33 protein-coding genes are annotated in these 23,650 nt (G+C 65.4%); 18 read left to right on the top strand and 15 right to left on the bottom strand.

Features of this window, described 5'->3' with window-relative positions; all coding sequences use genetic code 11:
• Positions 1 to 10 precede the first annotated feature (10 nt).
• Positions 11 to 1,600 (bottom strand): ABC transporter substrate-binding protein, encoded by a 1,590-nt coding sequence (locus JO391_RS13305; protein WP_220660961.1) that lies wholly within the window; start codon positions 1,598 to 1,600, stop codon positions 11 to 13.
• A 93-nt stretch (positions 1,601 to 1,693) separates the two neighbouring features.
• Entirely contained in the window at positions 1,694 to 3,679 is a 1,986-nt protein-coding gene (locus JO391_RS13310) for a CocE/NonD family hydrolase (RefSeq protein WP_259444698.1), read from the bottom strand.
• A gap of 328 nt (positions 3,680 to 4,007) precedes the next feature.
• On the opposite strand from JO391_RS13310, the gene JO391_RS13315 reads away from it, so the two are divergent.
• Genes JO391_RS13315 through JO391_RS13325 form a run of 3 tightly spaced genes read left to right on the top strand, consistent with a single transcriptional unit; the run spans position 4,008 to position 5,961 of the window.
• On the top strand, positions 4,008 to 4,367 hold the full coding sequence (locus JO391_RS13315) for a YciI family protein (protein ID WP_220660962.1): 360 nt from the start codon (positions 4,008 to 4,010) through the stop codon (positions 4,365 to 4,367).
• A complete protein-coding gene (locus JO391_RS13320; RefSeq protein ID WP_220660963.1) occupies positions 4,364 to 4,714 on the top strand; it encodes a YciI family protein in 351 nt (116 codons plus the stop codon). Before JO391_RS13315 ends, JO391_RS13320 begins: the two co-directional genes overlap by 4 nt.
• Complete coding sequence (locus tag JO391_RS13325; protein WP_220660964.1) at positions 4,711 to 5,961, top strand: RNA polymerase sigma factor; 1,251 nt, start codon at positions 4,711 to 4,713, stop codon at positions 5,959 to 5,961. Before JO391_RS13320 ends, JO391_RS13325 begins: the two co-directional genes overlap by 4 nt.
• Before the next feature lie 65 nt (positions 5,962 to 6,026).
• Here JO391_RS13325 and JO391_RS13330 read toward each other — a convergent pair whose 3' ends face one another.
• A complete protein-coding gene (locus JO391_RS13330; RefSeq protein ID WP_220660965.1) occupies positions 6,027 to 7,457 on the bottom strand; it encodes an alkaline phosphatase PhoX in 1,431 nt (476 codons plus the stop codon).
• 157 nt (positions 7,458 to 7,614) lie between these two features.
• Here JO391_RS13330 and JO391_RS13335 point away from each other — a divergent pair, with 157 nt between their 5' ends.
• Together JO391_RS13335 and betC are read left to right on the top strand one after the other, a co-directional pair.
• Positions 7,615 to 7,920 carry a DUF6958 family protein gene (locus JO391_RS13335; protein WP_220660966.1) on the top strand — a complete coding sequence of 102 codons (306 nt, stop codon included), beginning with the start codon at positions 7,615 to 7,617 and terminating at the stop codon, positions 7,918 to 7,920.
• Positions 7,921 to 8,007: 87 nt separating this feature from the next.
• Positions 8,008 to 9,513: a choline-sulfatase gene (betC, locus tag JO391_RS13340; protein ID WP_220660967.1), complete on the top strand. Its 1,506-nt coding sequence runs from the start codon at positions 8,008 to 8,010 to the stop codon at positions 9,511 to 9,513.
• A gap of 5 nt (positions 9,514 to 9,518) precedes the next feature.
• Here the strand turns inward: betC and JO391_RS13345 are convergent, their stop codons facing one another.
• Positions 9,519 to 9,902, bottom strand: coding sequence for a GFA family protein (locus tag JO391_RS13345; protein WP_220660968.1), 384 nt, complete (start codon positions 9,900 to 9,902; stop codon positions 9,519 to 9,521).
• A gap of 112 nt (positions 9,903 to 10,014) precedes the next feature.
• On the opposite strand from JO391_RS13345, the gene JO391_RS13350 reads away from it, so the two are divergent.
• The gene (locus JO391_RS13350; RefSeq protein WP_220660969.1) at positions 10,015 to 10,638 is read left to right on the top strand and encodes a TIGR02466 family protein; all 624 of its coding nucleotides are present in this window, start codon (positions 10,015 to 10,017) and stop codon (positions 10,636 to 10,638) included.
• A gap of 574 nt (positions 10,639 to 11,212) precedes the next feature.
• Here the strand turns inward: JO391_RS13350 and JO391_RS13355 are convergent.
• Positions 11,213 to 12,226 carry an acyltransferase family protein gene (locus tag JO391_RS13355; protein ID WP_220660970.1) on the bottom strand — a complete coding sequence of 338 codons (1,014 nt, stop codon included), beginning with the start codon at positions 12,224 to 12,226 and terminating at the stop codon, positions 11,213 to 11,215.
• Between the two features lie 420 nt (positions 12,227 to 12,646).
• On the opposite strand from JO391_RS13355, the gene rpmC reads away from it, so the two are divergent.
• The 12 genes from rpmC to JO391_RS13415 all read left to right on the top strand — a co-directional run bounded on the left by rpmC (position 12,647) and on the right by JO391_RS13415 (position 17,393).
• On the top strand, positions 12,647 to 12,850 hold the full coding sequence (gene rpmC, locus JO391_RS13360) for a 50S ribosomal protein L29 (RefSeq protein ID WP_220660971.1): 204 nt from the start codon (positions 12,647 to 12,649) through the stop codon (positions 12,848 to 12,850).
• Positions 12,851 to 12,862: 12 nt separating this feature from the next.
• Positions 12,863 to 13,096, top strand: a complete 234-nt coding sequence (rpsQ, locus tag JO391_RS13365; protein WP_220660972.1) for a 30S ribosomal protein S17 — start codon at positions 12,863 to 12,865, stop codon at positions 13,094 to 13,096.
• An 82-nt stretch (positions 13,097 to 13,178) separates the two neighbouring features.
• Complete coding sequence (gene rplN / locus JO391_RS13370) at positions 13,179 to 13,547, top strand: 50S ribosomal protein L14 (protein WP_023666245.1); 369 nt, start codon at positions 13,179 to 13,181, stop codon at positions 13,545 to 13,547.
• Positions 13,547 to 13,852, top strand: coding sequence for a 50S ribosomal protein L24 (gene rplX / locus JO391_RS13375; protein ID WP_220660973.1), 306 nt, complete (start codon positions 13,547 to 13,549; stop codon positions 13,850 to 13,852). Before rplN ends, rplX begins: the two co-directional genes overlap by 1 nt.
• The gene (gene rplE, locus JO391_RS13380) at positions 13,852 to 14,412 is read left to right on the top strand and encodes a 50S ribosomal protein L5 (RefSeq protein ID WP_220660974.1); all 561 of its coding nucleotides are present in this window, start codon (positions 13,852 to 13,854) and stop codon (positions 14,410 to 14,412) included. The genes rplX and rplE overlap by 1 nt, the downstream gene beginning before the upstream one ends.
• A gap of 17 nt (positions 14,413 to 14,429) precedes the next feature.
• Entirely contained in the window at positions 14,430 to 14,735 is a 306-nt protein-coding gene (gene rpsN / locus JO391_RS13385; RefSeq protein ID WP_220660975.1) for a 30S ribosomal protein S14, read from the top strand.
• Between the two features lie 12 nt (positions 14,736 to 14,747).
• Positions 14,748 to 15,146 carry a 30S ribosomal protein S8 gene (gene rpsH, locus JO391_RS13390; protein ID WP_220660976.1) on the top strand — a complete coding sequence of 133 codons (399 nt, stop codon included), beginning with the start codon at positions 14,748 to 14,750 and terminating at the stop codon, positions 15,144 to 15,146.
• Positions 15,147 to 15,156: 10 nt separating this feature from the next.
• A complete protein-coding gene (gene rplF / locus JO391_RS13395) occupies positions 15,157 to 15,690 on the top strand; it encodes a 50S ribosomal protein L6 (RefSeq protein WP_220660977.1) in 534 nt (177 codons plus the stop codon).
• 14 nt (positions 15,691 to 15,704) lie between these two features.
• Positions 15,705 to 16,064, top strand: coding sequence for a 50S ribosomal protein L18 (gene rplR, locus JO391_RS13400; protein ID WP_220660978.1), 360 nt, complete (start codon positions 15,705 to 15,707; stop codon positions 16,062 to 16,064).
• Between the two features lie 122 nt (positions 16,065 to 16,186).
• Positions 16,187 to 16,768 carry a 30S ribosomal protein S5 gene (gene rpsE, locus JO391_RS13405; RefSeq protein WP_220660979.1) on the top strand — a complete coding sequence of 194 codons (582 nt, stop codon included), beginning with the start codon at positions 16,187 to 16,189 and terminating at the stop codon, positions 16,766 to 16,768.
• Between the two features lie 2 nt (positions 16,769 to 16,770).
• Complete coding sequence (rpmD, locus tag JO391_RS13410; RefSeq protein ID WP_220660980.1) at positions 16,771 to 16,965, top strand: 50S ribosomal protein L30; 195 nt, start codon at positions 16,771 to 16,773, stop codon at positions 16,963 to 16,965.
• A 125-nt stretch (positions 16,966 to 17,090) separates the two neighbouring features.
• Positions 17,091 to 17,393: a hypothetical protein gene (locus JO391_RS13415; RefSeq protein ID WP_220660981.1), complete on the top strand. Its 303-nt coding sequence runs from the start codon at positions 17,091 to 17,093 to the stop codon at positions 17,391 to 17,393.
• A gap of 255 nt (positions 17,394 to 17,648) precedes the next feature.
• Here the strand turns inward: JO391_RS13415 and rplP are convergent, their stop codons facing one another.
• From rplP to tuf, 10 genes are all read right to left on the bottom strand, one after another.
• A complete protein-coding gene (gene rplP, locus JO391_RS13420) occupies positions 17,649 to 18,062 on the bottom strand; it encodes a 50S ribosomal protein L16 (protein ID WP_220660982.1) in 414 nt (137 codons plus the stop codon).
• 13 nt (positions 18,063 to 18,075) lie between these two features.
• Positions 18,076 to 18,792: a 30S ribosomal protein S3 gene (gene rpsC / locus JO391_RS13425; protein WP_220660983.1), complete on the bottom strand. Its 717-nt coding sequence runs from the start codon at positions 18,790 to 18,792 to the stop codon at positions 18,076 to 18,078.
• Positions 18,792 to 19,172 (bottom strand): 50S ribosomal protein L22, encoded by a 381-nt coding sequence (gene rplV, locus JO391_RS13430; RefSeq protein ID WP_220660984.1) that lies wholly within the window; start codon positions 19,170 to 19,172, stop codon positions 18,792 to 18,794. Before rplV ends, rpsC begins: the two co-directional genes overlap by 1 nt.
• Positions 19,173 to 19,175: 3 nt before the next feature.
• On the bottom strand, positions 19,176 to 19,454 hold the full coding sequence (rpsS, locus tag JO391_RS13435) for a 30S ribosomal protein S19 (protein WP_220660985.1): 279 nt from the start codon (positions 19,452 to 19,454) through the stop codon (positions 19,176 to 19,178).
• Between the two features lie 3 nt (positions 19,455 to 19,457).
• Positions 19,458 to 20,294, bottom strand: coding sequence for a 50S ribosomal protein L2 (rplB, locus tag JO391_RS13440; protein WP_220660986.1), 837 nt, complete (start codon positions 20,292 to 20,294; stop codon positions 19,458 to 19,460).
• 124 nt (positions 20,295 to 20,418) lie between these two features.
• Positions 20,419 to 20,715, bottom strand: a complete 297-nt coding sequence (locus JO391_RS13445; protein WP_220660987.1) for a 50S ribosomal protein L23 — start codon at positions 20,713 to 20,715, stop codon at positions 20,419 to 20,421.
• Positions 20,712 to 21,332, bottom strand: coding sequence for a 50S ribosomal protein L4 (gene rplD, locus JO391_RS13450; RefSeq protein ID WP_220660988.1), 621 nt, complete (start codon positions 21,330 to 21,332; stop codon positions 20,712 to 20,714). Before rplD ends, JO391_RS13445 begins: the two co-directional genes overlap by 4 nt.
• The gene (rplC, locus tag JO391_RS13455) at positions 21,329 to 22,042 is read right to left on the bottom strand and encodes a 50S ribosomal protein L3 (RefSeq protein ID WP_220660989.1); all 714 of its coding nucleotides are present in this window, start codon (positions 22,040 to 22,042) and stop codon (positions 21,329 to 21,331) included. Before rplC ends, rplD begins: the two co-directional genes overlap by 4 nt.
• A gap of 11 nt (positions 22,043 to 22,053) precedes the next feature.
• Entirely contained in the window at positions 22,054 to 22,362 is a 309-nt protein-coding gene (rpsJ, locus tag JO391_RS13460; RefSeq protein WP_209426390.1) for a 30S ribosomal protein S10, read from the bottom strand.
• A gap of 105 nt (positions 22,363 to 22,467) precedes the next feature.
• A complete protein-coding gene (gene tuf, locus JO391_RS13465; RefSeq protein ID WP_220660990.1) occupies positions 22,468 to 23,643 on the bottom strand; it encodes an elongation factor Tu in 1,176 nt (391 codons plus the stop codon).
• Between the last annotated feature and the right edge of the window lie 7 nt (positions 23,644 to 23,650).

Raw genomic sequence — 23,650 nt, forward strand, 5'->3', positions numbered from 1 at the left:
CGGACCGCCCTCAGGCGATCCAGCACTTGATCAGTGCCTTGCCGTTCATCAACTCGCCATTCGGGTCGGGCGTCCAGCCGGCCACTTCGACGCGGCGCGCCTCGACCCAATCGTTGAACATCGGCAGGATCAGGCCGCCCTCGTCGCGCAGGATGTTGGCCAGTTCCGAATACATCGCCTTGCGCTTGGTCTCGTCCAGCTCGCCCCGCGCCGCGATCAGCACCTCGTCGAAATGGGGGTTCCTGAACTTGGTGTCGTTCCAGTCGGCGGTGGACAGATAGGCGGTGGAATACATCTGGTCCTGCACCGGGCGACCGCCCCAGTAGCTGGCGCAGAAAGGTTCCACGTTCCAGACGTTCGACCAGTAGCCGTCATCGGGTTCGAGCTTGATCTGCAGTGGGATGCCCGCGGCATTGGCGCTGGCGGCATAGAGGTTGGCCGCGTCGATGGCGCCGGGGAAGGCGCCTGCCGCGGTGCGCAGGATGATGGGCGAGCCGTCGTGGCCGGACTTCTTGTAGAACTCGGCTGCCGCCGCCGCATCGTATTCGCGCTGCGGGATCGAGGCGTCGAACAGGGGATAGGCCGCGTTGATCGGGAAGTCGTTGCCGACCGAGCCGAGACCGCCCAGCACCTTGTCCAGCATTTCCTGCCGGTTGATCGCCAGCTTCAGCGCCATGCGCAGGTCGTTGTTGTCGAAGGGCGGCTTGTCGACATGCATGATGAAGACATAGTGGCCGCGGCCCGGCGCATGTTCGATGGTGATGTCGCTGTTGCTCTTGAGCAGTTCGACGATCTTCGGATCCACGCGGTTCATCATGTGGATCTGGCCGGCCTGCAACGCAGCGGTGCGGGCGGTGTTGTCGTTGATCACGATGATCTCGACCTGGTCGGCATGGGCGCCGTTGGCTGCATCCCAGTAGTTCGGGTGACGCTCGAACACATGGCGCACGCCCGGTTCGTTGATCGCCACCTTGTAGGCACCGGCACCGATGCCCGCGGCCGGGTTCTCGAAGCCGCCGCCCGGCTGGATCACCAGGTGATAGTCGGCCATGAGATACGGCAGGTCGGCATTGCCCGAGGCGAGCTTCAGCGTGACCATGTCGCCTTCGGCGATCATTTCAGAGATGCCCTGCACGATGCCCAGCGCGCCCGACTGCGACTTCTCGTCGGTATGGCGCTTCAGCGTCGCCACCACGTCTTCGGCCGTGACGGTCTTGCCGTCATGGAATTCCACGCCCTGGCGGATCTTGAACTTCCATTCGGTCGCATCGGCGTTCGACGAGATCTCTTCTGCGATGCGGTAGTCGATCGAGTTGTCGGGGGCCACGTCAACCAGCATCTCGCCCCAGGTCATGCTGACCGCGAAGGGCACTTCCGAGGCGGCCAGTGCCGGGTCGAGCGAGTTGGTCGATTCGCCGCCTTGCATGCCGGCGCGCAGCACGCCGCCCTTCTTGGGTTCCTGCGCGCGCACGGCCGTCGCCAGCAGCGACGAGGAAAGCACAGAGCCCGCGCCCAGCGCAGCGGCGCGCGTGTTGAACTCGCGGCGCGACATCAGGCCCTTGGCCGTCATGCTGGCCAGCTGTTTCAGTTGGTCGTTCATTCCGTTCTCCCTGCGGCGTTGCCGTGTTTTTGTTGATTGGTGAATCAGTAACCCGCGAATCTTCTTCCGGGCAAACGTTTTTCGCGTGATCGGTCAGACGAAGTGGCGGGGCACGGTTTCGTCCCAGCTGCGGCCGAACACCTGCGCTTCGCCCTCCCAGGCGGTAAGGTTTGCCTGCATCCGCAGGTCGGTTTCGGTGCCGGTCATCCGCGCCTCGGCCTCGGTTCTGACCGACCAGTTGCCCCGGCGCAGGCTTTGCGTCCAGCGGATGGTGACTTCGGCAGACAGCGGATCGTCCGGGCGGATCGTCCAGCGTTCGGCCATCGCTTCGGCGGTGATGAGGCCGTGCGTCAGGTTCTCCACCTCGCCCTGGTCATCCTCGACGATCAGGGATTGCGTTCCTGCGATCAGGTCGCGCTCGATGCGGCGGGCGGCGCGACCCTCGCGCAGGACGCGATGCGCCCAGGGGGCCGCACCTTCGGGCGGCGGCGGTTGCCAAGGCTGCCCACCCTGATGCACCGGCAGCGTCAGGGTGCCCTCGTGCAGCGTGACGGTGGCCGCTCGGGGCGAGGGCCAGACGAAGGGCCAGTAGGTCGTGCTCACCGCAAGGCGCAGGCGGTGGCCGGGGGCCAGGCGATAGCCCATCAGGTCCAGCCCGATGTCGACCGGCACGGGTTCGCCCGGAATCATCGGCTGGGGATGTTCGGCGCTGTCGCGGTGGCAGAGGTTCAGCATCCCGTGGGCGATGCGGACCGATGACCCGTCCGGGGCCACGTCATTCAGGCGCAGGGCCAGGAAGGCCAGCGGCGCGTCGGAACTGACAATGGCGCGCAGGCGGGCGCGGCCCAGCAGTTGCAGGGGCGCGTCCAGCGGCTGGCCGTCGAAGCAGACCGACAGGGCGTCATCCGCCGCCTGGTCGCCCGGCATTTCGGCGTTCAGGCCCATGGGGAAGAACTCGCCCGTGGACATGCCCAGGTGCTGAGGGGTGTTCACGGGGGTGTCCAGCATTCCGCCTGCCCCGCCCAGCCGCCCGCCGGGCGACAGGGCCAGCGTCAGGCTGGACCCTTCGGCGGGGGGCCAGGTGTCGGCCACCCAGGTGCCGGCGCGGTGGCGGGGCGAGGCGTCGGGCGGCTCACTGTCCAGTACATAGGCGCGCATCGCGGGGTCGGCCTCGGCACCGTTGTCGATGCCTTTCAGCCAGCGGTCCCACCAGCGAACCGCCTCTTGCAGGAAGCCGATGGCCGGGCCGGGCACGGCGGTATGCGGATACTGGTGCACCCAGGGGCCGACGATGGCCGTTGCGTTCACGTTCTCGACCAGCGCCGAGCAGGTGTTCATGTAGTTGTCGGCCCAGCCGCCGATGGACAGGACCGGCACCTGGACGCGGGAATAATCCTCGCAGATCGAGCCGTGCTTCCAGTAGGCGTCGCGCGTCTGGTGACGGGCCCAGCGGGCCGACAGAAAGGGTTCTGCGTCCAGCCGGCGCAGCCAGTCGGCGTGCCAGTCGTTGCGCAAGAGCGGGTCGGCGGGGCGCGAGGAATAGGACAGCATCACCGCGCCCCAGCCCAGATTCTCGCCCAGCAGGCAGCCGCCGCGGAAGTGGATGTCATCGGCGAAACGGTCGGTGGTGGAGCAGACCGAGATAACCGCCTTCAGAGCCGGGGGTTGCAGGAAGGCGGTCTGCAGGCAATTGAAGCCGCCCCAGCTTTTTCCCATCATCCCCACCGCGCCGGTGCACCAGGGCTGTGCTGCCAGCCAGGCGATCACGTCGCAGGCGTCCTGCAACTCCTGTTCGGTGTATTCGTCGGCCAGCAGCCCTTCGCTGTCGCCGCAGCCGCGCATGTCCACACGCACGCAGGCATAACCGCGGGCGGCGACGTATGGATGCATGATCTCGTCGCGCGGCAGGGTGCCGTCGCGCTTGCGGTAGGGAATGTATTCCAGGACCGCGGGGACAGGGCGCGTCCCCGCATCGTCGGGCATCCAGACCCGCGCCGACAGCCGGCAGCCATCCGGCATCACGATACCCATGTCAGGGGTTTCGACCACCCGCACCGGATTGCCTGCCACTGATGCCATCCACATCCCCTTTGTCCCCGGCATTTGGCCACCAAATTCGCAGCCGGCACAGCCGGATTCCGGCGCTTGGGAACCAAAGGCGACAGAATTTTCCAACCGGGACCTCTGCTTCGCCTGTCCGCCGGTCCCGCCGCTGGCGGGCAAGTTCCCTCACCGAAGCCATCGCCGCTGCCGTCATCACGTCCATTTCGCCATCCTTTCTTGTCAGGTGCGAATGGGCGAACGGGGCAGGTCCGGTTCGACAGGATACGAAAAAGATTTTGGGGCTGTCGAAATCCGCCGCTACCGTTCGACCATGGCCATCAACCCCGAAAGGTCCGGAGGGCCCATGCGCTATATGTTTCTGATCTATCTCGACGAAGCCAAGTTCGCGGTCATGTCCCAAAGCCAGCGCGACGGCTATGTGAACGCCATGCTCGACTATGACGCCGAGCTTGCGGCAGAGGGTCGCCTCGTCTTCAGCGAGCCGCTGAAGACCCCCGACCACGCGATCACCGTGCGCACCTGGGGCGGGCAGTTGACCACCACCGACGGCCCTTTCATGGAAACCAAGGAGCACCTGTCGGGCTTCGTCGTGATCGAGGCCCGCGACATGACCGAAGCGATCCAGATCGCCGCGCGGATGCCGCTGGCAGAGACCGGATCCATCGAGGTGCGGCCGCTGGATGTGCTGGAGAGGATCGCATGAAATACCTGTGCACCGTGATCGTGGACAACGACATCGCCGCTGCCGTGACGCCCGAAGGCTGGGCGAAGATCGGCGAGGAGTCCCAGGCCTATGACCGGGCGCTGATGGCGCGGGGCGTGTTCCTCGCCGCCGAGGCGCTGCACGGGCGGGAGACGGCGCGCACCGTGCGTGTGCGGGGCGGCGACGCGCTGGTGACCGACGGCCCCTATGCGGAAAGCAAGGAGGTCCTGGCCGGGTTCATCCTGATCGACGTGGCGGATGCCGAGGCTGCGATGGAGGTGGCGCGCAACATTCCCATGGCGCGGCTTGGCGCGGTCGAGGTCAGGCCGGTGATGGACTTCGAATGAGCGACACGCTCGACAGCATCTGGCGCCGCGACCGGCGCCGGGTGCTGGCCACGCTGATCCGGCTTCTTGGCGATTTCGACCTTGCAGAAGAGGCGCTGCACGATGCCTTTCTTGCCGCCACGCAGACCTGGCCACAGGACGGCGTACCCGCCAATCCCGCCGCCTGGCTGATTTCGGCGGGGCGCTTCCGCGCCATCGACAAGCTGCGCCGCCGCGCGCGGTTCACCGCCGCTGCCGCCGAACTGGCGCTGACCCTGTCCGACAGCACCGACGATACGGCCCGGCCGGATGATCCGCTGCGGCTGATCTTCACCTGCTGCCATCCGGCCCTGTCGCCCGAGGCGCAGGTGGCGCTGACCCTGCGCACCCTGTGCGGATTGACGACGGAAGAAATCGCCCGCGCCTTCCTGGTGCGAACCCCGACCATCGCCCAGCGCATCACCCGTGCCAAGGCGCGGCTGAAGGACGACCGCGTGCCCTACGACGTGCCCGAGCCAGGCGAGATGCCGGCCCGGCTGGATCCGGTGCTGCGCGTCATCTACCTGATGTTCAACGAGGGCTATTCCGCCCATGCCGGCCCGGACCTGCTGCGCGCCGACCTTTCGGACCAGGCGATTGCGCTTGGTCGCGACCTGCTGGCACTTCTGCCGGATGCCGAGGTGATGGGGCTCGTCGCGCTGATGCTGTTGACCCGCGCCCGGCAGGCGGCCCGGCAGGACGCCGAGGGGGCCATCGTCCTGCTGGCCGACCAGGACCGCAGCCTATGGGACCGGGGCCTGATCGCCGAAGGTTCGGCGCTGGTGGAGCGCGCCTTCGCCACCCGCCAGATCGGGCCCTACACGTTACAGGCGGCGATTGCCGCGCTCCATTCCGCCGCCGCAACCGCGGATCAGACCGACTGGGCCGAGATCCTGGCGCTTTACACCGTGCTTCTGCGGGCCGCGCCGTCGCCGGTCGTGGCGTTGAACCGGGCGGTCGCACTTGCCATGGTGCAGGGGCCGGCCCCGGCGCTTGCCCTGATCGCACCGCTGGCGCAGGGACCGCTGGAATCCTATGCCCCCGCCCATGCCGCACAGGCCGAAATGCTGGAACGCCTGGATCGCCGGGCCGAAGCGGCAAGCGCCTTCCGCAAGGCGCTGGCGCTGAGCGCGCAAGAACCGGAACAGCGCCACATCCTGAGGCGCATCGCGGCGTTGGAAGGCACAACAGCCCGACCGGACGCGCGCGCCCCGGACGAAGGAGGCTGATCCCGACAGAAGGAACAAGGCGCGGACCTTGCGGCCCGCGCCTCTTCTTGGTGTTGGACCCTGCCCTACTTCGCGACGTCGGCGAAGCCGGTGATCTTCACGATGTCGTCGGTGCCGTAGTCATCGACCTTGGCCATGTTCGTATCGTCCGAATGCTGGATCGAGACATAGGCCGTCTTGCCATCGGCGGCGAAGATGAAGCCGGTGGGTTCGGCCGAAGTGTCCTTCACCGAAGCCACGCGGATGCAGCCGTCGGTGGTCAGATCGCGGTCGGCGCCATCACGCAGGCAGGCCCAGATGTCGCCGTTCGGGTGGTCTTCCAGAACGTAAAGGTTGCCGGTGCCGGGCTGGAAATCCAGATTGTCGAAGGAGTTGGCCTCCTCGTCGCCCTGGACGAACCGCTGCACCATGGCGGTGAAGGAGATCTTGCCCTCGGCATCGGCCACGGGAACGTTGGCCGGATAATCGACCGCGCACATCACCTCGGCATAGTTGCGGGCGCCTTCGTTGCCGGTATCGGCCCAGCAGAAGCGCACGCCCTCACCGGCATAGGCCATGTCCTGGTGCAGGTCTTCCGGGCGGTAGAAGCCGGTCGCGCCCTTGGCATCGGCTTCGACGCGGGCCTTCACCGGATCGACCTCGACCCAGTCGGCCACGCCGACCTCGCAGCCCTGGCCGAACTGGACGGTGTCCTTCTGGCACGAGACGCGCATCGCATAGGTCTTGCCCGCCGCGAAGGGCGAGGCGTCCAGGCTTTCGATCATGCCGCCGGCATGGGGCGCGGCGGGAATGAACTTGAAGATCGCGCCGCCATCGGCATCCGCAGTATCGGTGCCCGGGCGCAGCTCGTCGCCGCCATAGACGGTGCCATCGGCCAGCACGGCGATACCTTCCCAGGCCATGGTGGGCATGGACAGCCAGCGGCGGACCTGGGCTTCGTCGGTGGTCTTGCCGGTCTCGCGGTCAGTGATCGTCACCGCTTCGGTGATGGCCAGCGGGTTCAGAATCTCGTAGGCGCCGCCCCGGTCATCCTCTTCGGTGAACAGGATCGTGCCCCAGGCGGTGGCGCGGATGCCGTCGCAGGACGAGGTGCCGCGCACCAGCGTCGTCACCTTCCCATCGGCCAGCGAGATCGCCTGCACGGCGGGGTTCATCTTGCCGGGCGCGATTTCCTCGGCATCGCCCTCGATGCAGGCGATCAGGTGGGTGGGGGCCTCGACCGGGTAGAAGGCCAGCATGTCCACATCCGAACCCGCCTCGCGGGTCAGGAACTCGGCCTTCAGGCCATCGGCAAGGGCGATGGCCGCATCGGCGGTGTCCGCAGGCGTGCGATAGCCCTCTTCCGGGCTTTCGCCGGCACCTTCGGCCAGCGGCGCGGCAATGCCGAACAACGCGAGCGACTGGGCCGCCAGTTGTGCATCGACCGAGGCGCCGAAATCTTCGGCGGCAGCGGGCAGGGCGGTGGAAAGGAGCAGAAGTGCGGAGAGCTTGCGCATGTGAGTCTCGCTGGCTGGTAACGCTTCCGTGAGTTGCGCCGTCCCGCGCAACAGCGAGGCGACAGGCCTGTGAACATCTGACGACAGGGCCGGGATGGCTGGGCAGGAGGCCGGGGGCAGCGTATCCTGGGGGGACCGAGACGCCGGAGGGACCCGAATGGCCGACGACCGCATTGAAGTGCTGAACGTCAACGCCCCGCACCATGTGACCCGCGTGGACCGCGCGAAATACGAGGCCATGCGCCATGCCCTGCTGGCCGTCCTGCCCGACGCGCCCCCCGGCATGACCCCGGCCGAGGCTCAGGCGGCGCTGCTGCCGCACCTGGACGCGACGCTGTTTCCCGGTGGCGAAAAGGCCGGATGGTGGATGAAATGCGTCCAGCTGGACCTGGAGGCGCGCGGCGTCCTTGCCCGCGCGCCCAAGGCGCCGGTCCGCCTGCACCGCACCGGGAATGTCGGTTGAGGCACGGCACAGGGCGCGGCCGGGCGATCCCGCCGGCTTCGCCGCCCTAAGCTGCGCCGCAAAGCGCGCCAGATCCGGAGACCAGCCATGACCCGCCCCAACATCCTGATCCTGATGGTGGACCAGCTGACCGGGACGCTGTTTGCGGACGGGCCAGACGCCTTCCTCCAAGCGCCGAACCTGAAGCGGCTGGCGGAACACTCGGTGCGCTTTGCCAACACCTACACGGCCTCGCCGCTCTGTGCGCCGGCGCGCGCCAGCTTCATGTCCGGCGCCCTGCCCCGCCGCACGCGGGTCTATGACAATGCCGCCGAATTCGCCTCCGACATCCCGACCTATGCCCATCACCTGCGCCGGGCGGGCTATCAGACGGCGCTCAGCGGCAAGATGCACTTCGTCGGGCCGGACCAGCTGCACGGGCTGGAACAGCGGCTGACCACCGACATCTACCCCGCCGATTTCGGCTGGACCCCCGACTACCGCAAGCCGGGCGAGCGCATCGACTGGTGGTATCACAACCTGGGCTCCGTCACCGGGGCGGGCGTGGCCGAGATCACCAACCAGTACGAATACGATGACGACGTGGCCTTCCAGGCGGTACAGAAGCTCTACGACCTGTCGCGCGGCCTCGACCCCCGCCCCTGGTGCCTGACGGTCAGCTTCACCCACCCGCACGACCCCTTCGTCGCCCGCCGCAAGTACTGGGACCTCTACGACGGCGCCCCGGAACTTGCCCCACCCCAACCCATCGCTTACGAAGACCAGGACCCCCATGCGCAGCGCCTGATGGACGCCTGCGACTGGCGCGCCTTCGACCTGACCGAAGACAGCATCAGCCGCGCCCGGCAGGGCTATTTCGCCAACATCTCCTACATCGACGAAAAGATCGGCGAGATATTCGACGTGCTGGAGGCGACGCGGCAGGAGGCCATCGTCGTCTTCCTCTCCGACCATGGGGAGATGCTGGGCCGCCGGGGTCTGTGGTTCAAGATGAACTTCTTCGAAGGCTCGGCCCGCGTGCCCCTGATGATCTCCGCCCCCGGCCTCACGCCCGCGCGCATCGACACCGCCGTCTCGACCCTGGACGTGGTGCCCACCCTCGCCGCCCTGGCCGGCATCGACCTGAACGAGGTCATGCCCTGGACCGATGGCGAGAACCTTCTGCCCCTGGCCACGGGAACAGGCGGGCGCGGCCCGGTGCCCATGGAATATGCCGCCGAGGGCACGATCACGCCCATGGTGGCGCTGCGCGAAGGCGCCTGGAAATACATCCGCTGCCCGGCCGATCCCGAACTGCTGTTCGATCTGGCCAACGACCCCGGCGAACGGCAGAACCTGGCGCAGGATCCGCGCGCGGCGGAAATCCTGGCCCATTTCCGCGCGCTGGCCGATGCCCGCTGGGATCTCGCGGCCTTCGATGCCGAGGTGCGGCAAAGCCAGGCCCGGCGGTGGGTGGTCTATGAAGCCCTGCGCAACGGCGCCTATTTCCCCTGGGATTACCAGCCGCTGCGCGCCGCCTCGGAACGCTATATGCGCAACCACATGGACCTGAACGTGCTGGAAGAGCAGAAACGCTTCCCGCGCGGGGAATAGGCGCCTCAGCGCAGGTTCTGCGGCAGGCCGTCGGCGATGTCGTAGTAATCGCCCTTCTCGCTGGTGAAGATATGCTTCGACTGATGTGTGTCGGTCGGGCTGTCGAAGGCGCCCATGGCGACGCCGATCCAGTCGCGGAACACCGGGTCCCAGAACAGCGTGGACCCGCAGCGCGTGCAGAACCCGCGCCGCACCTTTTCCGATGACTGGAACCAGCCGACATGGTCCGCGCCGGTCACGCTCAGCGCCGCCTTGGGCACATCGGTGGACACAAGGTAATGCCCGGTCTGCTTGCGGCAGTTCACGCAATGGCAGCCGTCGGGCGGCGGCAGATCGCCCTCGACGGTGAAGCGGACCGCGCCGCACAGGCAGGAACCGGAATGGGGCATGACATCTCTCCTATGCTCTGCATGATCGCGGGCGCGGCGCCGCCCGGCAAGCCCGCTCGCATCGGCCGGGCGGCAGTGCTAGGAAGTCCGCAACCTGTCACGGACCGCAAAGATGCCCGAAATCACCTCGCTTTTCGTCACCCGCCTGTATCGCGCCCGGCTGAACGACCTGGGCAAGAAGAAGATCGACTATGCCGAGCTGCGTGCCTCCTGTGAGGCCATCGCCGAGGATGACGAGGCCGGGCAGGACTGGTGCGAGGCGAACGCCTATCCGGGCTACACCTCCTATGCCTCTCTGACCGACCTGCCCTGGCGCTTCCCGATCTTCGGCGATCTGGAAAAGGCGCTCGACAAGCATGTCGCCGCCTTCTGCGACGATCTGGGCTTCGACCTTCAGGGGAAAAAGCTGAAATGCGACAGCCTCTGGATCAACATCCTGCCCGAAGGCGGCAGCCATGCCAGCCACATCCACCCGCATTCGGTGATCTCCGGCACCACCTATGTCGCCATGCCTGAAGGCACGAGCGCCCTGAAACTGGAAGACCCCCGGCTGCCGATGCTGATGCACGCGCCCTTGCGCCGCAAGAACGCCGGGCAAGAGCTGCAACCCTTCGTCTACGTCACGCCCTCGGTCGGAGACGTGCTGCTCTGGGAAAGCTGGCTGCGCCACGAGGTGCCGATGAACATGGCAGAGGACGAGCGGATCTCGGTGAGTTTCAACTATGGCTGGGCGTGAGGCAATTGGACACCATCGGCCTGACCGTCGCGAACCGCTATGACCTGCTCGACCCGGCGGGGGATTTTGACCGAGCCGTGGCGGACCTCGCGGAACGTGTACAACCGAAGGCCATCCCGGCGTCTTTGGCTACCGCTTCGTCCGCAACGCCGACGGTCGCTCGGCGCGGGCGGTGGTGGACTACGCCGATGCGGCGGCCTGGATCGGCCACCACGAGATCGCCCGATGAAGAGGCTCCATGCTGTGGCCTGGCTAGCCGAGGCCGTGTTTCTTGGCGAGATCACTCCGGAGATCCGCCCCGGCTGGATAGGTCAACGCTTATCGCGCATCGACGGCGGTTCTTGAGCCGGTCGCAGGCTTCCGCCGACCGACTGCGCGCCGGCGGCCAGGAGCCATAGCCGCCGTGCCGGCCTCTGCCACCGCCGGAAGACCGGGCGACAAGCGATGCACCCCGTCGCCCTTCTCGCGCAATCGGCCAACGACAGACTTGCCTTGGGACGCTGTCCGCGCCAAAGGGTGCCGATGAGCCTTGCTGGGGAAGAACGGACTCGGTCTGTTTCAAACATCGTCGGGGCTAGTCCACGATCCCGTACCATCTCAGCACATATTCCCCCACCCAGCCGATCATCACCGAAAGATAGGCAGCAATCGCCGCTGTCTTCCCGAGCCGACGTGTATACCAGAGGTCCCTGCGCGCCCTAACCGGGCGATCAATGCAGTACCAGCAGGCCACTGCGGCGAGGACTGCCAGACTGAATTGAAACAGCCCTGTCGCAATCGCAGGCAGTTGAAACGGTCGCGCCAGAAGATTTGCGGCGAAGATCCCGATCCAGGCGTTAAGGTACAAGGGAAACGAGATCGCGCCGAAAAACAGCGCCGTGCGACTCCTATTTCCGGGTACCGACAGAGCCAACACCAGCATCACTGAAAAGAACGTCATCACAATGAAATCACGTACAAACCAAAGCAGAACGAAGCTCGAGATCAGCGCCGCCGCCACCGCCAGCCGGCCAGACTTGCGAAGATGCCAGTCACCGAACCTCTTCTGAACGGACGCCGCAACAACGCCGCCAGCAATCGGAAGAAAAGCGACCCCAACAAAGAAGACGGCCAATGCGAAGAAAGCGGCCGCCGCCACGCGCGAAAGACGGCTTGAGAACGAAAGCATGAACGGAGCAATCAGGTAGAACTGCTCCTCAACGGAAATGCTCCAATAATTGTTGCCGGTTCCCTCCATCGGCATTTCTGTCATCGCCTGCGGAAATACCGTGAAGTTGTAGTGAGTGAATGTAACATCGTAGAAAAGGTACTTCCACCAATACTCGTCAACGCCTTCCTTGAAGGCGGCCACCCCGTACAGCATGGCGACAGCGAAGCCGTAAGGAATCCAGATTCTGACAGCACGATTGAAATAGAACCTGGGCAATTCCTGCTGGGGCGTTCGAAGCAGGATGCCACCGATCAGCCAACCGCTCAGGGCAAGAAACACCCAAACAGCAAGCTGACCGTCAATCGGTCCCGGAAACACAAATCCCAGGTGAACCAGGACAACTATGGATGCGAGTAGAAACCTCAGCCAATCAAGCATGGGCTGAGCCTGGAGCGGTGAACTCAACAGCCCCTCCTCTCTAAGCGGCCTGCCGAAGGCTCCCTTCCCGACTTCGGCGATAGAACCACATCAGGAGGCTTTAGCAAGGCTCTCGTAAGTCCTGGTTCCGCCATCAGAGAACGCACGCGATCGCTGACGAGTCAGAATGCGCGCGCGCGGACGGCGGGCCAGGTTCACATTGCCCGGCTTGCGCCACCTGCAAGTCCGGGTCGCCGCGTCAGGGCACTCCCTGTCCGACACCCCAACTTCCCCCTTGCCTTCTAGCCCCCCGACCTGTAGAGACCCCCATCCGCGATTCCGGGGCGACTCGGACTCGTCGGTTCGTCATTGATCCGCCAGGGCATCGGTGACCCCGTTCAACGAGGGGCCGGCTGGCGATTGTGAAAAGGAAGACCGGTGATGACCACCGCCAAGGAACTTGCGGGCAAGACGCCCGACCAGCTGCGCGACAGCCTTCTGGCCCTGAAGAAGGAAGCGTTCAACCTGCGCTTCCAGCAGGCCACCAACCAGCTGGAAAACACCGCCCGCATGCGCACCGTCCGCCGTGAAGTGGCGCGCATCAAGACGGTGCTGAACCAAAAAGCCGCCGAAGCCGCGAAGTAAGGGGACCACGAAATGCCCAAGCGTATCCTGCAAGGTGTCGTGACCTCCGACAAGAACGAGCAGACGATCACCGTCCTCGTCGAGCGTCGCTTCAAGCACCCGCTGCTGCAAAAGACCGTCCGCAAGTCCAAGAAGTACCGGGCCCACGACGAGAACAACCAGTTCAAGGTTGGTGACACCGTCCGCATCGAGGAATGTGCACCGATCTCGAAGACCAAACGCTGGACGGTGGTCGTCGAGGCCTGAGGCCCCGATCCCACCGACATCGTCAATCGAAACCCTGGGGCAGCCGCAGATCTGACTGTCCCCAAAGGTCGGGAGAAACCAAATGATCCAGATGCAGACCAATCTGGATGTTGCTGACAACTCCGGCGCGCGCCGGGTTCAGTGCATCAAGGTTCTGGGTGGCTCGCATCGCCGCTACGCCTCCGTGGGCGACATCATCGTGGTGTCGGTCAAGGAAGCGATTCCGAAAGGCCGCGTGAAGAAGGGCGACGTCCGCAAGGCCGTTGTCGTGCGCACCGCCAAGGAAGTCCGTCGCGAAGACGGCACCTCCATCCGCTTCGACCGCAACGCCGCCGTCATCCTGAACAACCAGGGCGAACCGGTCGGCACCCGTATCTTCGGGCCGGTCGTGCGCGAACTGCGCGCCAAGAACTTCATGAAGATCATCTCGCTTGCACCGGAGGTGCTGTGATGGCCGCGAAACTCCGCAAGGGCGACAAGGTCGTCGTGCTGACCGGCAAGGACAAGGGCAAGGAAGGCGAAATCACCGCCGTCATGCCCAAGGACAACAAGGCCGTCGTCGACGGCGTGAACGTCGCGATCCGCCACACCAAGCAATCGCCGAGCTCGCAGGGCGGCCGCCTGGCCAAGGCCATGCCGATCGACCTGTCGAACCTCGCGCTCGTTGACAAGAACGGCAAGGCCACCCGCGTCGGCTTCCGCATGGAAGGCGACAAGAAGGTCCGCTACGCCAAGACCACCGGGGAGGCGATCTGATGCTGGACGCAGCCACCTACACCCCGCGCATGAAGGCCGCCTACCAGGCCAAGGTGCGCGCCGCGCTCAAGGAAGAGTTCGGCTACAAGAACGACATGCAGATCCCCAAGCTGGACAAGATCGTCCTGAACATGGGCGTCGGCGAAGCGGTCAAGGACACCAAGAAGGTGAAGCAGGCCGCCGAGGAACTCAGCAAGATCGCCGGCCAGAAGGCCGTCATCACGCTGGCGCGCAAGTCCATCGCGACCTTCCGCCTGCGTGAGGGCATGCCGCTTGGCTGCAAGGTCACGCTGCGCGGCGACCGCATGTACGAATTCCTCGACCGTCTGATCACGATCGCCCTGCCCCGCGTCCGCGACTTCCGCGGCGTGAAGGGCAATGCCTTCGACGGCCGCGGCAACTATGCCATGGGCCTGAAAGAGCACATCGTGTTCCCCGAGATCGACTTCGACAAGGTCGACGAAGTTCTCGGCATGGACATCATCATCTGCACCACCGCGAAAACCGACGCGGAAGCCAAGGCGCTGTTGAAGCATTTCAACATGCCCTTCAGCAACTGACGCGCGAGGAACCTGACATGGCCAAGAAATCCATGGTGAACCGCGAAGTGAAGCGCGCCAAGCTCGTGAAGCAGCATGCTGCCAAGCGGGCCGCGCTCAAAGCGGTGATCGCCGACCAGTCCAAGCCGATGGAAGAACGCTTCAAGGCGACGCACAAGCTCGCCCAGATGCCGCGCAATTCCTCGGCCACGCGGATCCACAACCGGTGCCAGCTCACCGGCCGTCCGCACGCCTACTATCGCAAGCTCAAGCTCTCGCGGATCATGCTGCGCGAACTGGCCTCCTTCGGCCAGATCCCCGGCATGGTGAAGTCGAGCTGGTAAGGGGGACCGAAGATGTCGATGAACGATCCTCTCGGCGATATGCTGACCCGTATCCGCAACGCCCAGATGCGCGGCAAGTCCACCGTGACCTCGCCCGCCTCCACGCTGCGCGCGCGCGTCCTGGACGTGCTGGCCTCGGAAGGCTACATCCGTGGCTACGAACGCGCTGACACGACCAACGGTCAGGGCGAATTCACCATCTCGCTCAAGTACTTCGAAGGCACCCCCGTGATCCGCGAACTCAAGCGCGTGTCCAAGCCGGGCCGTCGTGTGTACATGGGCGTCAAGGAAATCCCGACCGTTCGCAACGGCCTGGGCGTTTCCATCGTCTCCACGCCGAAGGGCGTGATGTCGGACGCGAATGCACGCGCTGCCAATGTCGGCGGCGAAGTGCTTTGCACCGTGTTCTGAGGAGGGTGGCATGTCTCGTATCGGCAAGAAGCCCGTCCCGCTGACCAAAGGCGTTTCCGCCCAGATCAGCGGCCAGACCATCGAAGTGAAGGGCCCGAAGGGCACCCGCAGCTTCACCGCGACCGACGATGTCACCATCGCGATCGAGGGCGAAACCGTGAAGGTCACCCCGCGCGGCACGTCCAAGCGGGCGCGCCAGCAGTGGGGCATGACCCGGTCCATGGTGGAGAACCTGGTGACCGGCGTGACAACCGGCTTCAAGAAGGAACTGGAAATCCAGGGCGTCGGCTACCGCGCCCAGATGGCCGGCAACGTCCTGAAGCTGTCGCTTGGCTACAGCCATGAAGTGAACTTCACGGCGCCGGCCGGCATCACGATCACCTCGCCCAAGCAGACCGAAATCGTCGTCGAAGGCATCGACGAACAGGCGGTCGGCCAGGTGGCGGCGAACATCCGCGACTGGAAGCGTCCCGAGCCCTACAAGGGCAAGGGCATCCGGTACAAGGGTGAGTACATCTTCCGCAAGGAAGGCAAGAAGAAGTAAGGGGGCGCAAAGAAATGGCGAACACCAAGCGAGAGCTGTTCCTCAAGCGCCGCCTGCGCGTGCGGAACAAACTGAAGGCGATGTCGCATGGGCGGCTGCGGCTTTCGGTCCATCGCTCTTCCAAGAACATCAGCGTCCAGCTGATCGACGACGTGAAGGGCATCACCGTGGCTTCTGCCTCGACGCTGGAAAAGGATTTCGGCGTCGTCGGCAAGAACAACGTCGAGGCCGCCACCAAGATTGGCGCCGCGATTGCAGAACGGGCCAAGAAGGCCGGTGTCGAAGAATGCTACTTCGACCGCGGTGGCTTCCTCTTCCACGGGAAGGTCAAGGCGCTTGCCGACGCCGCCCGTGAAGGTGGCCTGAAGTTCTGATCTGGTGGGCGGCGCCTCTTTCGCGGGCGCGCCGCCCCGATGATCCGGGTTTCCGCCTTCCGTGCGGAAACACCAGGATTGGAGTCAACGGCGCTTGCGCCAGCACGATGAGGAATGCCTGAATGGCAGAACGTGAAAACCGCCGGGATCGCGGCGAGCGCCGGGGCGATGACCGCCGCGACCGCGCCGAGGAAACCCCGGAATTCGCCGACCGTCTGGTCGCGATCAACCGCGTCTCCAAGACCGTGAAGGGTGGCAAGCGCTTCGGCTTTGCGGCTCTGGTGGTCGTGGGCGACCAGCGCGGCCGCGTGGGCTTCGGCAAGGGCAAGGCCAAGGAAGTGCCGGAGGCCATCCGCAAGGCCACCGAGCAGGCCAAGCGCAGCCTGATCCGCGTGCCGCTGAAGGATGCGCGCACGCTGCACCACGACATCGAGGGCCGTCATGGCGCCGGCAAGGTCGTGATGCGCACCGCCGTGGCCGGTACCGGCATCATCGCGGGCGGCCCGATGCGCGCCGTCTTCGAAATGCTGGGTGTGCAGGACGTTGTTGCGAAGTCGATCGGCTCGCAGAACCCCTACAACATGATCCGCGCCACCATCGACGGCCTCAAGTCGGAAGCCTCGCCCCGTTCGGTCGCGGCACGCCGCGGCAAGAAGGTCGCCGAGATCCTGAAGAAGCCCGAAGCTGAGACGGGGGAGGCCTGAGCATGACCGCGAAGAAAACCATCGTGGTGAAGCAAGTCCGCTCGGCCGCGCGCCGCCCGGAAGTGCAGACCCAGACGCTGAAGGGCCTCGGCCTGAACAAGCTGCACCGCACCCGCGAGCTGGAAGACACCCCGGCCGTCCGCGGCATGGTGAACTCGATCTCCCACCTCGTGGTGATCGTGGAAGAGCGCGGCTAAGGCCACGCCAGCCAAGCTGAAGACAAGGCCCCCGCGGCGACGCGGGGGCCTTTGTCATTGGCAGGTCTCCCGCCCCTGCCCTATCCTATGCCCCGGTGGTGCTGGCCTGATGGGAGCGCGTGTCGATGGCAAAGGCCCTCTGGTTCCAGGACGACGACACCGGCTATCTCGCCTGGCTCAACGACAACCCCGCCGGGTTTGTCCTGAACACCTATCGCAACCCCTCGGCTCGCTACCTCGTGCTGCACCGCGCCAGCTGCCGGACCATCCGCGTACCACAGACCGAACCTGGCGGCTTCACCGCACGCGGCTACACCAAGGTCTGCGCCGGCAGCGCCGGCGATCTTCTGGACTTCATCCTCGCCTGGACCGATGCAGACGGTTTCTCGAAACCCTGCGCTCACTGCCAGCCCACCGCGCCGCCATAGCGCCCCTGGGCCCCACAGCGGCCCATGCGGCCGCCCGGCAGGTGGTGGACAGCACCACGCAGTCAGGCACCTGCTGCGGCCCCCCACAGCGCCCCTCGGACAATCCTTAAGTCCAAGTTAATCCGCGCGGCCAAGCCCTTGATTTCCCACATTCGGGCGGGGCGTCCGAGCTCGGACACCCCTCGGGCGGGCAAAGAAAAACCCCCGGCGCGGGCGCGCCGGGGGTCTTCAATCGCGGGGCCTGGCCCCTTGATCTTACCAGTCTTCCTTGGCAACGATCCGGGTCGTGACCGGAAGCTTCATCGCGCCCAGGCGCAGGGCCTCACGGGCGATGACCTCGTTCACCCCGTCGATCTCGAACATGATCCGGCCGGGCTTGACCTTGCAGGCCCAGTAATCGACCGAACCCTTGCCCGAGCCCATGCGGACTTCGGTGGGCTTCGACGTGACCGGGGTATCCGGGAAAATCCGGATCCAGACCCGGCCCTGACGCTTCATGTGGCGGGTGATCGCGCGGCGGGCCGCCTCGATCTGCCGCGCGGTGACGCGCTCGGGCTCGGTCGCCTTCAGGGCGAAGGAGCCGAAGTTCAGCAGGAACCCACCCTTGGCCTCGCCATGGATGCGACCCTTGAACATCTTGCGGTGCTTGGTGCGCTTTGGTTGCAGCATCTCTTTCTACTCCTTACGCACGCTCGCGCTCGCGGCGCGGCCCGCGCGGGGCCGGGCCGTCAGCGGCTTCGGCCAGGCGACGGTCATGAGCCTGCGGATCGTGTTCCAGGATCTCGCCCTTGAAGATCCATACCTTCACGCCGATGATCCCGTAGGGCGTCTCGGCTTCCGACAGCGCATAGTCGATGTCGGCGCGCAGGGTGTGAAGCGGCACGCGGCCTTCGCGGTACCACTCGGTACGGGCGATTTCCGCGCCGCCCAGACGGCCAGACACGTTCACCCGGATGCCCAGTGCACCCATCCGCATCGCGTTCTGCACGCCACGCTTCATGGCGCGACGGAACGAAACCCGGCGCTCCATCTGCTGGGCGATGGACTCGGCCACCAGCTGTGCGTCCAGTTCCGGCTTGCGGACCTCGACGATGTTCAGATGCAGCTCCGACTTCGTGAACGCGGCCAGCTTCTTGCGCAGCGTCTCGATGTCGGCGCCCTTCTTGCCGATGATCACGCCCGGACGGGCGGTATAGATCGTCACGCGGCACTTCTTGTGCGGGCGCTCGATGATCACCTTCGACACGCCGGCCTGCTTGCACTCTTCATGGATGAAGTCGCGCATCTTCAGGTCTTCAAGCAGCAGGTTGCCGTAGTCCTTGGTGTCGGCAAACCAGCGGCTGTCCCAGGTGCGGTTCACCTGGAGGCGCATCCCGATGGGGTTGACCTTCTGTCCCATTACGCAGACTCCCCGACCTGACGCACCTTGATGGTGATCTCGCTGAACGGTTTCATGATCTTGCCGAACCGGCCACGGGCGCGCGGACGACCGCGCTTCATCACCAGGTTCTTGCCGACATAGGCTTCCGCCACAACGAGGCTGTCCACGTCAAGGCCGTGGTTGTTCTCGGCGTTGGCGATGGCCGACTGCAGGCACTTCTTCACGTCGCCCGCGATGCGGCGCTTCGAGAAGGTGAGATCGGCCAGGGCCTTTTCCACCTTCTTGCCGCGGATCAGGCCGGCGACGAGGTTCAGCTTCTGCGGCGAGGTGCGCAGCATGCGCGCGATCGCCATGGCTTCGTTGTCCGCCACGCGACGGGGGTTCTTTTCCGCACCCATGGCTTACTTCCTCTTCGCTTTCTTGTCGGCGGCGTGACCATAGTAGGTCCGCGTCGGCGAGTATTCGCCGAACTTCTGGCCGATCATCTCTTCGGTGACCGCGACGGGAATGTGCTTCTTGCCGTTGTAGACGGCAAAGGTCAGCCCGACAAACTGCGGCAGGATGGTGGAACGGCGCGACCAGATCTTGATCACCTCGTTCTTGCCCGACGTACGGGCGGCTTCCGCCTTCTTCAGCAGGTAGCCGTCGACGAACGGGCCTTTCCAGAGTGAACGTGCCATGGATCAGCGGCCTTTCTTCGCGTGACGCGAGCGGACGATGAGCTTGTCCGACGCCTTCGGTTTCCGGGTCTTGTTGCCCTTGGTGCCCTTGCCCCACGGGGTGACCGGGTGACGGCCGCCCGAGGTGCGGCCTTCGCCGCCGCCGTGCGGGTGGTCGATCGGGTTCATGGCAACACCGCGGACGGTCGGGCGGATGCCCATGTGCCGGCGACGGCCGGCCTTGCCGAGGTTCTGGTTCGAGTTGTCGGGGTTCGACACGGCGCCGATGGTCGCCATGCATTCCTGACGCACCATCCGCAGTTCGCCCGAGGACAGGCGGATCTGCGCGTAACCGCCGTCACGGCCGACGAACTGCGCATAGGTGCCGGCAGCGCGGGCCAGTTGGCCGCCCTTGCCCGGCTTCAGTTCGACGTTGTGCACGATCGTACCGATCGGCATGCCCGAGAACGGCATCGCGTTGCCCGGCTTCACGTCGGTCTTGGCGCCGGCGATGACGCTGTCACCCACGGCCAGGCGCTGCGGCGCCAGGATGTAGGCGAGTTCGCCGTCGGCATAGCGCACCAGCGCAATGAAGCCCGTGCGGTTGGGATCGTATTCGATCCGCTCGACCACTGCGGCGACATCCCACTTGCGGCGCTTGAAATCCACGACGCGGTAGAGACGCTTCGCACCACCACCCTGGTGGCGCATCGTGATCCGTCCGAGGTTGTTCCGGCCACCGTTCTTGCGCAGACCTTCGGTCAGCGCCTTGACGGGACGGCCTTTCCACAGCTCCGAACGGTCGATCAGAACCAGCCCGCGCTGGCCAGGCGTCGTCGGCTTATACGACTTGAGTGCCATGTTTACTGTCTTCCGTTTGCTTCAGGACCCATCCGGGTCCGGGGTGAAGGGCTCCGAAGATCCCCAGGTAGTAAAAAACCGGCGGCCCCGGATGGCCGGGGCCGCGCGATTCGTCGGGCTTTTATCAGAGACCCGTCGAAACGTCGATGGTGTTGCCCTCTTCGAGCGTCACATAGGCCTTCTTCACGTCGCTCCGCTCGCCATCGCGGCCGCGGAACTTCTTCGACTTGCCCTTGGTGACGGTGGTGTTGACCGCCTTCACCTTGACGCTGAAGATCGCCTCGACCGCTTCCTTGATCTGCGGCTTCGTAGCGTACATGGCGACCTTGAAGACCACGGCGCCGTTCTCCGAGGCCATGGTGGCCTTTTCGGTGATGACCGGCTTCTTGATCAGGTCGTAGTGTTCGGGTTTCGCGCTCATTTCAGGCGAGCCTCCAGAGCTTCGACACCCGCCTTCGTGATCACCAGGGTGTCACGCTTCAGGATGTCATAGACGTTGGCGCCGATGGTCGGCAGCACGTCGACGCCGTCGAGGTTGCGGGCCGCCAGCGCGAAATTCGCGTCGACTTCCGCACCGTCGATGATCAGCACGCGCTTCCAGCCCAGCTCCTGCGCGGCCTTGGCGAGTTTCGCGGTCTTGGCTTCGGCAAGGGTCGCCGAGTCCAGGATCACCAGTTCGCCGGCCTTGGCCTTGGCCGACAGCGCATGGCGCAGGCCGAGGGCACGGAACTTCTTCGGCAGGTCATGGGCGTGGCTGCGGGGCGTCGGCCCCTTGTACACGCCGCCGTGACGGAAGATCGGCGCCTTCTTGGAACCGTGGCGTGCGCCGCCGGTGCCCTTCTGGCGATAGATCTTCTTGGTCGAGTAGGACACGTCCGACTTGCCGAGAACCGAGTGGGTGCCGGCTTGCGCCTTGGCGCGCTGCCAGCGGACCACACGGTGCAGGATGTCGGCCCGCGGCTCCAGGCCGAACAGAGCTTCGTCCAGGTCGATCGACCCGGCCTTGCCGCCGTCCAGATTGATCACGTCGAGTTTCATGCTTCACCCCCAACGGCTTCCGCAGCCGGCTGAGCGGCGGTGCGGATCGCGGCCGGACGCGGCGCGTCCTTGGCCTCGGCCTTCTTCACCGCGTCCTTGATGGTGACCCAGCCACCCTTCGAGCCCGGCACAGCGCCCTTGACCATGATCAGGCCACGATCGGCATCTGTACGGACGACCTGCAGGTTCTGCGTGGTCACGCGGACCGAACCAAGGTGGCCGGCCATCTTCTTGCCCTTGAACACCTTGCCGGGGTCCTGGCACTGGCCAGTGGACCCGTGCGAGCGGTGCGAGACCGACACGCCGTGCGAGGCGCGCAGACCACCGAAGTTGTGGCGCTTCATCGCACCGGCAAAGCCCTTGCCGATCGAGGTGCCGGCGATGTCGACGAACTGGCCCGCGAGGTAGTGGTCGGCGGTGATTTCCGCGCCCACGTCGATCAGGCAGTCCGGCGTCACGCGGAACTCCGCGATCTTGCGCTTGGGCTCCACATTCGCCTTGGCGAAGTGGCCCCGCTGTGCGGCCGTGGTCCGCTTGGCCTTGGCCGTACCCGCGCCGAGCTGGACGGCGGTGTAGCCGTCCTTGTCGGCGGTGCGCTGTGCGACCACCTGGCACTTGTCCAGTTGCAGAACCGTGACCGGCACCTGCGTCCCGTTTTCCAGGAACAGCCGGGTCATGCCCAGCTTCTTGGCGATAACTCCAGAGCGCATCGCTGTCCCCCTTACACCTTGATCTCGACGTCCACGCCGGCCGCGAGGTCGAGCTTCATCAGCGCGTCCACGGTCTGCGGGGTCGGATCGACGATGTCGAGAAGACGCTTGTGCGTGCGGATTTCCCACTGGTCGCGCGACTTCTTGTCGATGTGCGGACCACGGAGAACCGTGAACTTCTCGATCTTGTTCGGCAGCGGGATCGGCCCGCGAACCTGGGCGCCCGTGCGCTTGGCCGTGCTGACGATTTCCGCGGTGCTGGCGTCCAGCACGCGATAGTCAAAGGCCTTCAGGCGGATGCGAATGGTTTGACCTTGCATCTTCTTTTCCTTTTAGAACATCGGCCTGGGCAGGAAGCGCCCACCCGAGAGGTTCTGTTTCGTTGATGCGCGGGACGGGCTTTGCAGTCCGTCCCGCAGTTTGGATCAGGCGATGATCTTCGAGACGACGCCTGCGCCGACGGTGCGGCCGCCTTCGCGGATGGCGAAGCGCAGCTTTTCTTCCATGGCGATCGGGGCGATCAGCTCGACCTCGAACTTCAGGTTGTCGCCCGGCATCACCATTTCCGTGCCTTCCGGCAGCTTCACGGTGCCCGTCACGTCCGTCGTGCGGAAGTAGAACTGCGGGCGGTAGTTCGCGAAGAACGGGGTGTGGCGGCCGCCTTCTTCCTTCGTCAGGATGTAGGCTTCAGCCTCGAACTTCGTGTGCGGGTTCACCGACTTCGGCTTGCACAGAACCTGGCCGCGCTCCACGCCGTCACGTTCCACGCCGCGCAAGAGCACGCCCACGTTGTCGCCGGCTTCGCCGCGGTCCAGGAGCTTGCGGAACATTTCCACGCCGGTGCAGACCGACTTCTTCGTCGGGCGGATGCCCACGATTTCCACTTCGTCGCCGACGTTGATCACGCCACGCTCGACCCGGCCGGTCACAACCGTGCCGCGGCCCGAGATCGAGAACACGTCTTCGATCGGCATCAGGAAGGGCTGGTCAACCGCACGGGCCGGGGTCGGGATGTATTCGTCCACCGCCTTCATCAGCGCGCGGATCGACTGCTCCCCGATGTCCGGACGCTCGCCGATCATCGCCTGGTGGGCCGAGCCCTTGATGATCGGGATGTCGTCGCCGGGGTATTCGTAGGACGACAGAAGCTCGCGCACTTCCATTTCCACGAGTTCCAGCAGTTCCTCGTCATCCACGAGGTCCACCTTGTTCATGTAGACGACCATGTAGGGGATGCCCACCTGGCGGCCCAGAAGGATGTGCTCGCGCGTCTGCGGCATCGGGCCGTCAGAGGCCGCGCAGACCAGGATCGCGCCGTCCATCTGCGCCGCGCCGGTGATCATGTTCTTCACATAGTCGGCGTGGCCGGGGCAGTCCACGTGCGCATAGTGACGGCTCTCGGTCTCGTATTCCACGTGCGCCGTCGAGATCGTGATCCCGCGCGCCCGCTCTTCCGGAGCGCCGTCGATCTGGTCATAGGCGCGGAACTCGCCGAAATACTTCGTGATCGCCGCCGTCAGCGTCGTCTTCCCGTGGTCAACGTGGCCGATCGTGCCGATGTTGACGTGCGGTTTGTTACGTTCGAACTTTGCCTTACCCATGGGGGTA

It is taken from the genome of Neotabrizicola shimadae (assembly GCF_019623905.1).
Lineage (GTDB): Bacteria > Pseudomonadota > Alphaproteobacteria > Rhodobacterales > Rhodobacteraceae > Neotabrizicola > Neotabrizicola shimadae.